Annotated in this window: 11 protein-coding genes; 1 reads left to right on the forward strand and 10 read right to left on the reverse strand. The window is 49.7% G+C overall.

Features of this window, described 5'->3' with window-relative positions:
- Positions 1–64: 64 nt before the first annotated feature.
- From holA to leuS, 3 genes are all read right to left on the reverse strand, one after another.
- Entirely contained in the window at positions 65–1,093 is a 1,029-nt protein-coding gene (gene holA / locus AACQ93_RS03930; protein WP_064602356.1) for a DNA polymerase III subunit delta, read from the reverse strand.
- On the reverse strand, positions 1,090–1,746 hold the full coding sequence (locus tag AACQ93_RS03935; RefSeq protein WP_064602358.1) for an LPS-assembly lipoprotein LptE: 657 nt from the start codon (positions 1,744–1,746) through the stop codon (positions 1,090–1,092). The genes holA and AACQ93_RS03935 overlap by 4 nt, the downstream gene beginning before the upstream one ends.
- A 153-nt stretch (positions 1,747–1,899) precedes the next feature.
- Positions 1,900–4,473: a leucine--tRNA ligase gene (leuS, locus tag AACQ93_RS03940; protein WP_064602361.1), complete on the reverse strand. Its 2,574-nt coding sequence runs from the start codon at positions 4,471–4,473 to the stop codon at positions 1,900–1,902.
- Between the two features lie 187 nt (positions 4,474–4,660).
- On the opposite strand from leuS, the gene AACQ93_RS03945 reads away from it, so the two are divergent.
- Positions 4,661–5,143, forward strand: coding sequence for a zinc ribbon-containing protein (locus AACQ93_RS03945; RefSeq protein WP_036801004.1), 483 nt, complete (start codon positions 4,661–4,663; stop codon positions 5,141–5,143).
- Between the two features lie 103 nt (positions 5,144–5,246).
- Here the strand turns inward: AACQ93_RS03945 and AACQ93_RS03950 are convergent, their stop codons facing one another.
- The 7 genes from AACQ93_RS03950 to miaB form a co-directional block, all read right to left on the reverse strand.
- Positions 5,247–6,815: a S8 family serine peptidase gene (locus AACQ93_RS03950; protein WP_064602363.1), complete on the reverse strand. Its 1,569-nt coding sequence runs from the start codon at positions 6,813–6,815 to the stop codon at positions 5,247–5,249.
- Between the two features lie 334 nt (positions 6,816–7,149).
- Positions 7,150–7,731 carry a lipid-binding SYLF domain-containing protein gene (locus tag AACQ93_RS03955; RefSeq protein WP_064602366.1) on the reverse strand — a complete coding sequence of 194 codons (582 nt, stop codon included), beginning with the start codon at positions 7,729–7,731 and terminating at the stop codon, positions 7,150–7,152.
- Positions 7,732–7,845: 114 nt separating this feature from the next.
- A complete protein-coding gene (gene lnt / locus AACQ93_RS03960) occupies positions 7,846–9,399 on the reverse strand; it encodes an apolipoprotein N-acyltransferase (RefSeq protein WP_064602368.1) in 1,554 nt (517 codons plus the stop codon).
- 3 nt (positions 9,400–9,402) lie between these two features.
- Complete coding sequence (gene corC / locus AACQ93_RS03965; protein WP_064602370.1) at positions 9,403–10,275, reverse strand: CNNM family magnesium/cobalt transport protein CorC; 873 nt, start codon at positions 10,273–10,275, stop codon at positions 9,403–9,405.
- A gap of 85 nt (positions 10,276–10,360) precedes the next feature.
- Positions 10,361–10,825 (reverse strand): rRNA maturation RNase YbeY, encoded by a 465-nt coding sequence (gene ybeY / locus AACQ93_RS03970; RefSeq protein ID WP_064602373.1) that lies wholly within the window; start codon positions 10,823–10,825, stop codon positions 10,361–10,363.
- The gene (locus tag AACQ93_RS03975) at positions 10,825–11,895 is read right to left on the reverse strand and encodes a PhoH family protein (RefSeq protein ID WP_064602375.1); all 1,071 of its coding nucleotides are present in this window, start codon (positions 11,893–11,895) and stop codon (positions 10,825–10,827) included. Before AACQ93_RS03975 ends, ybeY begins: the two co-directional genes overlap by 1 nt.
- A 91-nt stretch (positions 11,896–11,986) precedes the next feature.
- The gene (gene miaB, locus AACQ93_RS03980; RefSeq protein ID WP_007468425.1) at positions 11,987–13,411 is read right to left on the reverse strand and encodes a tRNA (N6-isopentenyl adenosine(37)-C2)-methylthiotransferase MiaB; all 1,425 of its coding nucleotides are present in this window, start codon (positions 13,409–13,411) and stop codon (positions 11,987–11,989) included.
- Positions 13,412–13,614 lie beyond the last annotated feature (203 nt).

A 13,614-nucleotide genomic window follows, 5' to 3' on the forward strand; every position in this document is an offset into this window, starting at 1 on the left:
GAGTCACAATTTAGCGGCGCAGTATACCATGCACAACCTTGTACGATACAAGTTGGCTGTAATTTTACAATTTTGCCATTGTGTGTGTTTGTATTCCGCACATTTCGGCACATAAGGCAGATAATGCTGGCCACGGCTGGTAATCGAAATTCGTTTTTACCTGCACTTCCAAATGAGCCAGTTGTTGCAATAGGTGTATCAGGGTTACAAGCGGTAGACGGTGCAGAGCGCCTATATATACCTCGCGACGACTTTGCCAAATCCTGAACTGTTCAAAAATGATGTTCAGTGGCGTACCTTTACTGCCCATTTCCTGCATTTTGTACAGCTGAGTAAGTTCTCGTTGCAGGGTGCGTAGCAGAATAACAGGCTCAATGCCTTCACCTTCCAATTGGCGGAGTACGCGCTGACTTCGTTTGCTCTGACCGGCCAGCAAGGCATCTAACAGCTGGAACGGAGTGTAGTGGTTATGTCGGCTCAACGCTTCTTCAAGGTGAGCAACCGTCAGTTTTCCGTTGGGATAGAGCAGGGTGAGTTTCTGCAGGCTCTGTGCCAGTGCCAGCAAGTTACCTTCGTGCCACTGCGCCAGCATAAGTACGGATTCATGGTCAGGCTTCAGTCCCAGGTGCTGACAGCGCCCCTGAATAAAGCGAGGCAGATGACGGGCATCCGGGGTGTTGCATGGGATATACAGCCCCAATTCCGCCACAGACTTGAACCACTTGGCATTTTCCTGTTTCTTGTTGAGGCGCGGGCCGTGCATCAGCAGCAGAATATCGCTGTGTAGTGTTGCAATCACTTCCTGCAGGGCTTTCGCCTGGTTGGCGTTAAGGCCGGACTCCGGGACTTCCAGTTCAATGATCTGCCGGGCTGAAAATAGGCTCATGGCCTGAGTACAGTCAAGGATCTGGTTCCAGTCGAGCTGGGCATCAATGGTAAAGGCGTGGCGTTCGTCAAATCCGGCTTGTTGTGCTGCCAGCTTGATTTGATCGCCGCATTCCTGTTTCAGGAGTGGTTCGTTACCAAACAGGAGATAGGCCTGACGCAGCCCTTTTCCAAGTTGCTGCGCCAGTTGTTCCGGGTAGATTCTCATTCTGCTTTGTTGCTCGGGCTGTTGTCATTGGTAAACAGGGCATTGGCTGCCTGGGTATCCTGCACAGCTTCCGTTGTGACGCTGGTATTTGATGCGGTGTTGTCGTCCATCATCGCTTCCAGCTCTTCTTCTTCCATCTTATTGAAAACGGCGGTTAAGCGAGCCAGCTGGCGCATGATCTGGCGGGCAGCTTGTTCGCGCATTTCGTCTTTAATCATGTCTCGTTCGACAGATTTTGCCAGTGCTGTCAGCGGGTTATCAAGGAAAGTACGGTTAACCTTAGTGCTATAGGTCTGGCTGCCTTTTTCCGGAACCACAATACGGTAACTGACGGTATAAGTCAGTTCGTATTCGGCCGCGCGGCTGTTCTGGTATAGCGACAGGGTACGTTCGCCGCTTGATTCACTGATCAGGTGCAGGTTGGGCACTGTCGGTGATGGCGGAACGGCTTCGATACCATGCAGATTGAATTGGGATTTAACCTCACGAGTCAATGGGCCGTAACGGTCAAAGCTGGTCAGGGATAGTTTGGCGATATCATCAGGTAGCATGTAGTTACCGCGAAGGTGGAAACCACAGGATGCCGTGGCCAGGGCCATGACGACTACCAAGAGGGTTCGGATAGTGCTTTTTAGGGATAAGAAAGCTTTCACCGAGTCTGCTCCATGAAAAAGTTAGTGATAACTGACCGGTCAACACGGTTGAGCCGGGTAAGGGATAGGGTGGACCGGCAGGAGCCATCCATGGTCCCCGACACGCGGGGACCACAGGTTAGGCACAAATAAATTGCTTTAGTTCGCAACTTTTTAGTTTGCAACAATGTTCAGCAATTTACCTGGTACGTAGATCACTTTACGAACAGTTTTGTCGTCAGTGAACTTAGTAACGTTCTCGTCGTTCAGCGCCAGCTCTTCAACCTGCTCTTTGGTTGCATCTGCTGGCACAGTCAGCTTGGCACGCAGCTTACCGTTAACCTGAACGATGATTAGCTTCTCGTCTTCAACCAGTGCTTTCTCGTCAGCAGCAGGCCACTCTGCGTGGTCGATGTCTGACTCGCCCAGTGCTTTCCACATTTCAAAACTGATGTGCGGAGTCATTGGGTAAAGCATGCGAACAACAGCTTTCAGTGCTTCGTCCAGCAGGGCACGGTCTTGTGCGCTTTCCTGAGATGCTTTAGCCAGCTTGTTCATCAACTCCATGATTGCAGCAATCGCGGTGTTGAATGTCTGACGGCGGCCGATGTCGTCGCTTACTTTAGCGATGGTCTTGTGAACGTCGCGGCGCAGTGCTTTCTGATCAGAAGTCAGAGCGGCAACATCCAGAGCTTCAACCTCACCTTTAGCTGTGTGGTCGTGAACCAGTTTCCATACACGCTTCAGGAAGCGGTTCGCACCTTCAACGCCTGATTCCTGCCATTCCAGTGTCATGTCAGCCGGTGATGCAAACATCATGAACAGACGAACGGTGTCAGCACCGTATTTGTCGACCATTTCCTGCGGGTCGATACCGTTGTTCTTAGACTTAGACATCTTAGTCATGCCTGAGTGCATAACTTCGTTGCCTTCGTTGTCTACAGCCTTAGTGATGCGGCCTTTTTCGTCACGCTCAACGGTTACGTCAGTTGGAGCAACCCATACTTTCGCACCTTTGTCGTTGTTGTAGTAGTACGCATCAGCCAGCACCATGCCCTGACACAGCAGCTGCTTGAACGGCTCGTCGCTGTTTACCATGCCACAGTCGCGAAGCAGTTTGTGGAAGAAGCGAGAGTACAGCAGGTGCATACACGCGTGTTCGATACCACCGATGTACTGGTCAACAGGCAGCCAGTAGTTTGCTGCATCAGAGTCCAGCATTTCGTCAGCTTGAGGTGAGCAGTAACGCGCGTAGTACCAAGACGATTCCATGAAGGTATCGAAGGTATCTGTTTCACGCAGCGCAGGTTGGCCGTTGATTGTGGTTTCAGCCCACGACTTGTCAGCTTTGATTGGGCTGGTAACGCCGTCCATTACCACGTCTTCAGGCAGGATCACCGGCAACTGGTCAGCCGGTACCGGATGAACTTCACCATCTTCAGTCGTTACCATCGGGATTGGCGCACCCCAGTAACGCTGACGAGATACACCCCAGTCGCGAAGACGGAAGTTAACAGTTTTCTTGCCTTTGCCTTCAGATTCCAGTTTCGCCGCAATCGCATCGAATGCTTCCTGGAAGCCCAGGCCGTCGAATTCACCCGAATCGAACAGAACACCTTTCTCAGTGTATGCTGCTTCAGAGATGTCCAACTCGCTGCCGTCAGCAGGCTTGATAACCGGGATGATATCCAGGCCGTACTTAGTTGCGAATTCAAAGTCACGCTGGTCGTGTGCAGGGACAGCCATTACTGCGCCTGTACCGTAGTCCATCAGAACGAAGTTAGCGACGTAAACCGGTACTTCACGGCCGTTAAGCGGGTGAATCGCAGTCAGGCCGGTCGCCATGCCTTTTTTCTCCATCGTTGCCAGCTCTGCTTCAGCAACTTTGGTGTTACGGCATTCTTCGATAAATGCTGCCAGCTCAGGGTTGTTTTCTGCCGCTGCTGCTGCCAGTGGGTGACCGGCTGCGATACCAACGTAAGTTACACCCATCAGGGTATCCGGACGAGTGGTGTACACTTCCAGATCTTCGTGGCCCTTAACAGCAAACTTCAGTTCTACACCTTCAGAACGACCAATCCAGTTGCGCTGCATGGTCTTAACCATTTCAGGCCAGCCATCCAGTTGCTCCAGATCGTCCAATAGTTCCTGAGCGTATTCAGTGATCTTGATAAACCACTGTGGGATTTCTTTCTGCTCTACCGGAGTGTCACAGCGCCAGCAGCAGCCGTCTTCAACCTGCTCGTTTGCCAGTACTGTCTGGTCATTCGGACACCAGTTAACTGAAGAGGTCTTCTTGTAAACCAAGCCTTTGTTGTACAGCTTAGTGAAGAACTCTTGTTCCCAGCGGTAGTATTCAGGCGTACAGGTCGCGAATTCACGCTTCCAGTCGTAACCGAAGCCCAGCAGTTTCAGCTGGTTCTTCATGTATTCAATGTTTTCGTAAGTCCAAGGAGCAGGTGCTGTCTTGTTCTTCACCGCGGCGTTTTCTGCAGGCAGGCCGAATGCGTCCCAGCCGATTGGCTGCATAACGTTCTTGCCCTGAAGGCGCTGGTAACGAGAAATCACATCACCGATGGTGTAGTTACGAACGTGACCCATGTGCAGTCGACCGCTTGGGTACGGGAACATGGAGAGACAGTAGAATTTTTCTTTGTTTGGGTCTTCACTTACAACAAAGGTTTTGTTGTTGTCCCAGTGCTCTTGAACCTTCTGTTCAATGTCCTGTGGGCGATATTGTTCTTGCATCGATGACATCCAGGATTTTGTGAGTTAAGTACATACACTTTCAATATAATCGACATAGAATAACTAAAGGTAGAGGTGTCAACAATAGCTGAGGCCAATTCGGAGAGTAATTGTTAGTTCTTATCCAGATTGCAGGAGTTTATTCCTCAAATAGCCAGAATTGAGCCACAGAACTAGGAGGTGACCTATGGCTAAGCAAAAAAAGGAATACGAAGCTCTGCTTGAGCAGGTGACAGAAACTTTGAAGCACAGTCCGGATGAGCTAAAGCATTGGGGGGAGCTCACTGCTAAGTATCGTCAGGCTGCCAGCGACATGACCAAAGATGAGTTGGCTTTGATTTCAGCTTACCTCAAGCGCGATATGCAAGAATTTGCCCAGAGTGTGAAGGAAAGCCCTGAGCCATTTTCTGAAAGTCCGTTCTATAAACTAGTGTCAGAAACCATCTGGAGTGGTCTGGCGGAAGCAACCGATAAGACTCAGCTCGAATGGCACGAAGTGATGGATGACCTACAGCACCAGGGCGTCTATCAGGCCGGTGAGATTGTCGGGCTTGGTAATCTGGTTTGCGAAAAATGTGGTTACCACGAACAGTTCACCCATGTAAAACGGCTTGAACCGTGTCCGCATTGTGGTCATACCCAATTTACCCGTCGACCGTTGTCTCCTTGAATATCACCAGTATTAATTGAAAACTCGTACTCTTCTTCAAACATAAAAACACAATAAAAAAACAGCGGGCCGATTGGCCCGCTGTTGGTTTTAAGTCAGTTGGTTATTTGCACTGCCCAAGTTTAGTCCATACGCCCCAATCAGAGCTGTTATCTGCAGGGGATTGATTTTGGCTCCACCATTTTGCCTCGTAAGCGACGCCATTTTGCTGGATCTGTTCGCCAGTCTGATAAACATTGTAAGCTGACCACAAAGGCATGTTGCTGCAGTCAACGGTACCAGGCTGTGGTGTTGGTTTTGGTGTAGGTTGAACACCTTTCACGCGTTCCAGAACTGCGAGAGTATCAATAATACCTGTACCGCAGATCGCAGTGTTACAGGTACTGCCTGCTGGGAACGGACGAGCGGTTTCTTTGATGTATTGCTCGACTTGATCCGGAGTCAGGCTTGCATCTAGTGAATACATCAGAGCTGCGACACCGGCAACGTGTGGGGTTGCCATACTGGTACCCATTGAGTAGTTGTAGCTGTTCTTCTCGGCTTGGCGCTTACCAGTGTTGTAAGTCGATAGAATGCCTTCAGAGCGACCACCACCTGGCGCAGTAATATCAATCATGTCACCAAAGTTAGAGTAGAAAGCGCGGTTACCTTCTTTGTTGTTGGCGGCTACAGATATTACACCCTGGCAGTTACCCGGATTAAAATCACGGACGTTAAGGTTGTCGTTACCGGCGGCAACAACAACGGTTGCACCTGCAGCACGTACTTCATTGACTGTTTGCTGATAGGTATAACCACATGCTCCCTGACCACCCAAGCTCAGGTTCAGTACTTGGGCTGGATAAGGGTTTGCTGGCGCACCCGGAACAGATAGACCTGCCGCCCAGCGCATACCGTCTGTAATGTCAGATGTGTAACCACCACAAGCACCCAATACCCTTACAGGCAGGATTCTGGTATTCCAGGATACACCTGTGACACCTTGTCCGTTGTTGCCTTCGGCAGCAATGGTACCGGCTACGTGGGTACCGTGCCATGATGAGTTTCTGTCACGAGGCGGGTAGTTTCTTCCGCACTGACCGGCAACCAGCCAGTCACCTTCGTCTGTTGCATCAGCATCGCGGCCGTCGCCATCACGGGCACCTGCGGCGTTCTTAATAAAGTCATAGCCAGGAAGTAAGTTATTCATCAGATCCGGGTGATCAAAGCGAACACCGGTATCAATGACCGCAACAACAACATCAGGGCTGCCTGTAGTGATGTCCCAGGCTTTTGGCATATTTATACCACTTACCGCAGAAGAATAATGCCATTGCAGAGAGTAGCCGGGATCGTCAGGAATCGCTGTCGGCCACATAATGCGGTCAGGCTCGGCGTATTCAATGTTAGGATCCTGGCGAAGCTGCTTAATCACTGTATCCAGATCCTGCTGATCCGGTACTCTTAGCACATGAGTGTTGTTAGAACTTGGACGAACATAAAGCACTTCACTGTCCGTAATTTGCTGTAAGTGAGCCACACTGTTATCCGTGGCTGATTCCGCGAGCATAACAGGGCTGTGGCTGCGGTATTTAACGATGATCTGATCTGTAATAAGTTCGTTATTTTGAGCAAGGGCCGGGCAGGTAGCAATGAGCACAGCCAGTGCTGTTGCAGTAGGTATGGTTCTCATTTTTCTTCCTTGTTTATATCTTTGTTGTTATGAGGTAGTAATGGCTCCTCAGCCCCAAGTGTTGACAAAGAAATTGTTTTTTTCAGAAAGAACTATAAGAAATCAAATGCATATCAAAAAAAGAATTGATGTTTTCAGAGGGTTAATTTGAAATAGTGATATTCAGCCAAATTATCATTTGATAATGGAGCATAAATTGAGATTTATTTTCTAATTATGTGTCGATATTGCCATATTTAATATCGTGATTATGATCAAGCGGAATGTGACAGTGAGGTTGCTTTGGTAAATGCGGCACTCATTGGCTTTAACAAAATGCTGAATGCCGTTTAAATCACTTGGTTTTTCCCAGAGGTTCATAACTGAACTTTTGTCCCGCCAGAGAAGCCTCAATCATCATGCCGCCTTTGGCATAAGTAAAGACAGCCAGTCCGTTGGTATAGTTGGCATCGACATATTGCTGACCGGAGCTTGCACTCAGTCCGGCGGTTCCTGCTTTAGCCTGAGCGCCTTCTGTCAGGGCAACTGCTGATGCCTGAGCGTCCAATTCGATGCTGCCGCTGGTGAAACGCTCATAAGCCCGTTTATCCTGGAAAAAGATGATCTCACTGTAAGATTGTCCTCCGAACTGAAGGCCGAATGAGACCTGGTAGAGTTTGGCGGTGCCGGTGAGTTGGTGGTTCTGATAGACGCTACCACTGCCATAAGCCCCTCCAACCCAGAAGCCTCCTTTGCCGACAGACGGAAATACAGCGTAGCCGTAGGCTGAATTGAAAAAAGGCTGAGTTTGTGGCGCTGTCTGGAATTTTTCCAGTGTCGCCTGAGTATCAAGATCTTCGTTGGCTACAGAGCCTGAGGCAACACATAGCAGGGCCAGTGAGCCCAGCATAGTAAAGAGTCGGTTGATGGCTTTCATTGTGTTTCCGTATGAGGTGAGTTCTGATTTTATCTTAGCAATACGGAAAAAAAGGCGAAGAATTAATCTTCGCCTTTTCAGTTTATATTCAGCTATTTCTGCGTCTTTTTGCTGTTAATCACTGGCTTGTGGACGGTGATCTCGCAAATGGCTGCTCTTGCGGCGGATCAGAGCCGCAGACAGCATAAGTGAGCACAATACATAAAAGTAGAGTGGCCAGCTGCCCAGCGTGGTGTAAGGTGTCAGGCCTTCTGTTGGTACAACTGTTGCCCGTAATACAGCGGTTTCAAACTGCGGGATTTGCTTAACGATACGGCCGGTATGATCGACAACGCCAGTGACGCCGTTGTTGGTGGCGCGAAGCAACGGCTTGCCGAGTTCCAGAGAACGCATCTGAGCAATTTCCATGTGCTGGAATGGGCCGATAGATTTACCGAACCAGGCATCGTTTGACAGGGTCAGCAATAGCTCTGTGTCCAGGCTGACATTTTGCCGAACTTGTTCGCTAAAGGCGATTTCATAGCAAAGAGCCGGTGCCAGTGAATAGCCGCTGGCTTCCAGATTGGGCTGGATAAATTCCCCCCGGCTGAAAGATGACATCGGCAGATTGAAGAAAGGAGCCAGTGGACGCAGCAATTCACCGAACGGGACAAATTCGCCGAACGGCAGCAGATGGTGTTTGCTGTAGCGGTTGGCTGTTTCGTACTTGTAAGAGCTTGCTTCATTCATACCCAACGTCAGAATGTTATTGAAGTACTCCCCGTTAGGCTTTTGATCCAACACTCCGGTGATCACTGTGGTCTGATTGTAGCGAGCTGCACTGTCCAGGTTCTGGAGAAAACTTGGTACTTGGGTCTCCAGTGCAGGGATTGCCGCTTCCGGCCAGATGATAATATCTGCATCCCAGTTCTCACGGGTCAGGTCGGTATATTTCATCAGGGTTGGCCAGCGCTGGCTTGGCAGCCATTTCATGGCCTGTGAGATATTGCCCTGGATCAGGGCTACGTCGACACTTTTTTCCGGAGCCGGGGTTACCCATTGAATCGTACTGGCAAAGGTGCTGATTATCATTATTGCGACTGGGATCAGCAGAGGCTTCCAATTTCGGTAGCTCAAGGCTGCAACAAGCGCGGCACTGCACAGAATCAATGCCAGTGTGATTCCTTCAACCCCAAGAATTGGTGCTATGGATGCCAGTGGGCTGTCAATTTGGCTGTAGCCCATCCAAAGCCAGGGGAAGCCGGTCAGGAACCAACCGCGGAACCAGTCGAGTAGCAGCCATAGTACCGGACCGCTCAGAAGCAACTGATGGAACGGGCGACCGCGGTTAAAGCGATTGAAAAGGGCACCAAAGGTTGCAGGAAAAAGTGCCAGGTAGCCTATCAGTATGCTCATTAAAAATAGGCTGGCAATCTTTGGCATGCCGCCAAAAGTATCAATACTGACATGTACCCAACTGATCCCGGTGCCGAACAGGCCCAGTCCCCACAGGAAGCCGATCAGGGCTGAACGTTTGACCGTTTGATTTTGGAGCAGGTAAAAGAAGGCAAAAAGAGAAACCGGTGCGAGATACCAGTGGTTATAAGGTGCAAACGAAAGGGTGGCGAGCGCACCCGCCGGAGCGGCTGGCAAAAGCCGCCCCAGCGTTTGTAATGAAGTTTTTTTCATTATTTATGATGTCGTTGTCGGTTGATGTGCTTCATGCGGCACTGTCACTTGCAACTGAATAACCCGGCGGTTATCGGCCGACGTCACTTTAAACGAATAGCCGTCGAGTTCAACGATTTCCCCCCGGTTTGGCAGGTGACCGAAGCTGGTCATAACCAGGCCGCCAACCGTATCGACCTCTTCATCACTGAAGCGGGTCTGGAACATTTCGTTGAAGTCTTCAATGGTCGTCAGTGCTTTAACCGAGAAAGTATGCTTACTTAACTGACGGATATCCTGTTCTTCTTCGTCGTCGAATTCGTCTTCGATTTCGCCGACAATTTGCTCCAGGATGTCTTCAATGGTGATAACACCGGATACCCCACCAAACTCATCGACCACGATTGCCATGTGGTAGCGCTCCTCGCGGAACTCTTTCAGCAGGCGGTCAACGCGTTTGCTTTCCGGCACGACAACGGCCGGGCGAAGCACTTTGTCCATATCAAATGGTTCGCTGTTCGGGAGCAGGTAACGCAGTAGATCTTTGGCCAGCAAAATGCCTTCAACATGATCTTTATCGTCACTGATCACCGGATAGCGGGAGTGTTGGGCATCAACAATTAAATCAATCAGGTCTTCCAGCTTCTGAGAACGCTCGATTGTGACCATCTGGGAGCGCGGGATCATGATGTCACGAACACGCATTTCCGAGATTTCCATTACACCTTCCAGCATGTCGCGGGTGTCATGGTCGATCAAATCGTTTTCTTCCGAATCACGGAAAACTTCGACCAGCTCTTCACGGTTTTGGGGGTCACCCTGGAATAGTTGGCCAATACGTTCAAAGAAGGACTTTCTACTCGGACCTTCAGAATTTTGCGAGTTATCTTCGTTCATTGCTTGTAAGAAATAATTCTCTGTCAGTTGAGTGGCGGTGCCACGGGATTGTATTTAAATCTTCGACAACGGCTTTCGGAAAAGGTTACAGCTTTTCTTCGGCGTACGGATCGGTAAAGCCCATCTTTACCATGATTTCCGTTTCCAAGCCTTCCATTTCTTCAGCTTCATCATCTTCAATATGGTCATAACCTAGCAGATGGAGACTGCCATGTACAACCATATGCGCCCAGTGGGCATTTAACGGTTTATTCTGCTCTCGAGCTTCTTTTTCAACCACCTGACGGCAGATAATTAAGTCACCCAGCAGATCCATCTCAATGCCCGGAGGGGCTTCAAACGGAAATGACAAAACGTTGGTTGGTTTGTCCTTACCGCGGTACTCATGGTTCAGTGCGTGGCTTTCTTTTTCATCAACCAGGCGGATTGTGACTTCAGCATCAGGTTGGAATGGCGTAATTGCTGCATCCAGCCATTGTTGAAACTCGGCTTCGCCCGGCATGCCTTCCTGGTTTTCAGTGGCGTATTGTAGATCTAGGTAAATTGCCATTAATTGTTACTTTCTGTTGCGGCAAGGGGAGCTGTAGCCTGTTGTTGTTCACGGCGGCGTTGCTCGGCAAGCTTGCGTTGTTTCTGATCTTCAGTTTCCCATTTGTCATAGGCCTGAACGATACGTGCGACGACCGGATGGCGGACAACGTCATCGGCTTGGAAGAAGTTGAAGCTGATTTCGTCTACATCCGACAGTACTTCGATTGCATGGCGCAGGCCGGAACGGGCACCGCGAGGCAAGTCGATCTGAGTAACATCACCGGTGATCACGGCACGAGAGTTGAAACCGATACGGGTCAGGAACATTTTCATTTGCTCGACCGTGGTGTTCTGGCTCTCGTCCAGAATGATGAAGGCATCATTCAGAGTACGGCCACGCATGTAAGCCAGCGGGGCAACTTCAATTACGTTACGCTCAATCAGCTTTTCTACGCGCTCAAAGCCCAGCATTTCAAACAGGGCGTCATACAGTGGGCGCAGGTAAGGGTCGACTTTCTGACTTAAATCACCTGGCAGGAAGCCCAGTTTTTCACCGGCTTCAACCGCTGGGCGGGTCAGCAGGATACGGCGGATTTCCTGGCGCTCAAGGGCATCAACAGCGGCAGCTACCGCAAGGTAAGTTTTACCTGTACCGGCGGGGCCAATACCAAAGGTAATATCATGGGTAACCATGTTGCTGATGTACTGAGCCTGATTCGGTGTACGCGGCTTGATCACACCCTTTTTGGTTTTGATGTTAACTTCTTTACCGTAAGGGATTGAGCTTTCAGTATGTTGTTCCAGGACACCGGATTCTTTAATGGCAAGGTGAATCTGTTCAGGCTCAATGTCAGGAATGTTATTGCGAACCGGGGCAGTGTCAACGTACAGGGTTTTGATGATGTGCACTGCTGCCTGGGCGGTGTGTGGTTTACCTACCACGCTGAAGCTGTTGCCGCGATGGTTGATTTCTACACCCAAACGGCGTTCAAGTTGTTTGATGTTATCGTCGAAAGGGCCACAAAGGCTGGAAAGACGCTGGTTATCGGCGGGTTCCAGATTGAATTCTTTAGTGATAATTTTGCTCAAGATTTGCCTCTCATTGCGGTCGCCCGGGTTGCCGGGCGACCATGTGTTCAGGGCGCGTCCTACTTGTGTTCAGACTGGCGTCTCATTCTTACTATGGAGTATATACGCCTACACCCAATTCATCTTCTTTACGTGTTTTTTCCATTACCTCGGATGGTGACATCGCCACACGCAGATCCATTTCTGCTTCGGTACGTACCAGCTCACCACGTAGTGAGTTAGTGAATACGTCGGTGATTTTCACGTCAACGAACTGGCCAATCAGCTCTGCTGAGCCTTCAAAGTTAACCACGCGGTTGTTTTCAGTACGGCCGCGAAGTTCCATGATGTTTTTCTTCGAAGGACCTTCAACCAGGATACGCTGCTCAGTACCCAGCATCTGGCGAGAGTAACGCATTGCCTGAGTATTGATCTGTTGCTGCAGTTCATACAAGCGCTGCTTCTTCACTTCTTCAGACAGATCACAAGGATAGTCTGCCGCAGGTGTGCCTGGACGAGGAGAATAGATAAAGCTGAAGCTGATATCGAAGTCAATATCACGGATTAGCTTCATGGTGTCCTGGAAGTCCTGATCAGTCTCACCCGGGAAACCAACGATGAAGTCTGAACTGATTGTGATGTCAGGACGTGCTTTGCGCAGCTTACGGATTTTTGATTTGTACTCAATTGCAGTGTGAGGACGTTTCATCATCGTCAGGATACGGTCAGAACCGCTCTGTACTGGCAGATGTAGGAAGCTGACTACCTCAGGGGTATCTTCGTACACTTCGATAATGTCGTCAGTAAACTCGATTGGGTGGCTGGTGGTGTAACGGATACGGTCGATACCGTCGATAGCAGCAACCAGGCGCAGCAGCTCAGCAAAGCTTGCGATATTGTCATCGTGAGTTGCACCACGGTATGCGTTAACGTTCTGTCCCAGCAGGTTAACTTCACGTACACCCTGATCTGCAAGCTGGGCAACTTCGAATAGTACGTCGTCAAGCGGGCGGCTTACTTCCTCACCACGGGTGTATGGTACTACGCAGTAAGTACAGTACTTAGAACAGCCTTCCATGATGGATACGAATGCGGTCGGGCCTTCTGCACGTGGTTCTGGCAGACGGTCGAACTTCTCGATTTCCGGGAAAGAGATATCCATTACAGGTGCATCGTCAGATTGAGACTGTTTGATCATCTCTGGCAGGCGGTGCAGGGTTTGCGGGCCAAAGATTACGTCAACATAAGGAGCACGCTGGCGAATGGAGTCACCTTCCTGAGTTGCTACACAACCACCAACACCGATCACCAGGCTTGGTTTTTTATCTTTCAGTGTTTTCCAGCGGCCAAGCTGGTGGAAAACTTTTTCCTGAGCCTTTTCACGGATTGAACAGGTGTTTAGTAGCAGAACGTCTGCTTCTTCTGGTTCTTCCGTTAACTCGAAGCCATTGGCTGCATTTAGAAGATCGGCCATTTTTGATGAATCGTATTCGTTCATCTGGCAACCCCAGGTTTTAATAAGCAGTTTCTTAGCCATGTCTAACTCTTCGCTCGTAGTGTTTTATTCATTGCATTCAACATTGCATCATTCGGCTAACAGCGGCGAAAGAGCAGCAGTTAGCTGTAGCAAGCGGCGTATTGTACTGCTTTAAGCTCTGCCTGACCAGATCATCACCACCCCGAATAAAATGTGGATTTAGCCCGGCAAGCTGATTTCTGTCTATAGTCTAGTTGGCATTT

The sequence above is a fragment of the Photobacterium sp. J15 genome, from assembly GCF_963870815.1.
GTDB lineage: Bacteria > Pseudomonadota > Gammaproteobacteria > Enterobacterales > Vibrionaceae > Photobacterium > Photobacterium marinum.

Excerpts from the sequence above, each read along its gene's own strand:
- holA (WP_064602356.1), bottom strand. The coding sequence starts at position 1,093 with ATGAGAATCTACCCGGAACAACTGGCGCAGCAACTTGGAAAAGGGCTG.
- leuS (WP_064602361.1), bottom strand. The coding sequence starts at position 4,473 with ATGCAAGAACAATATCGCCCACAGGACATTGAACAGAAGGTTCAAGAG.
- AACQ93_RS03945 (WP_036801004.1), top strand. The coding sequence starts at position 4,661 with ATGGCTAAGCAAAAAAAGGAATACGAAGCTCTGCTTGAGCAGGTGACA.
- AACQ93_RS03950 (WP_064602363.1), bottom strand. The coding sequence starts at position 6,815 with ATGAGAACCATACCTACTGCAACAGCACTGGCTGTGCTCATTGCTACC.
- AACQ93_RS03955 (WP_064602366.1), bottom strand. The coding sequence starts at position 7,731 with ATGAAAGCCATCAACCGACTCTTTACTATGCTGGGCTCACTGGCCCTG.
- lnt (WP_064602368.1), bottom strand. The coding sequence starts at position 9,399 with ATGAAAAAAACTTCATTACAAACGCTGGGGCGGCTTTTGCCAGCCGCT.
- corC (WP_064602370.1), bottom strand. The coding sequence starts at position 10,275 with ATGAACGAAGATAACTCGCAAAATTCTGAAGGTCCGAGTAGAAAGTCC.
- ybeY (WP_064602373.1), bottom strand. The coding sequence starts at position 10,825 with ATGGCAATTTACCTAGATCTACAATACGCCACTGAAAACCAGGAAGGC.
- miaB (WP_007468425.1), bottom strand. The coding sequence starts at position 13,411 with ATGGCTAAGAAACTGCTTATTAAAACCTGGGGTTGCCAGATGAACGAA.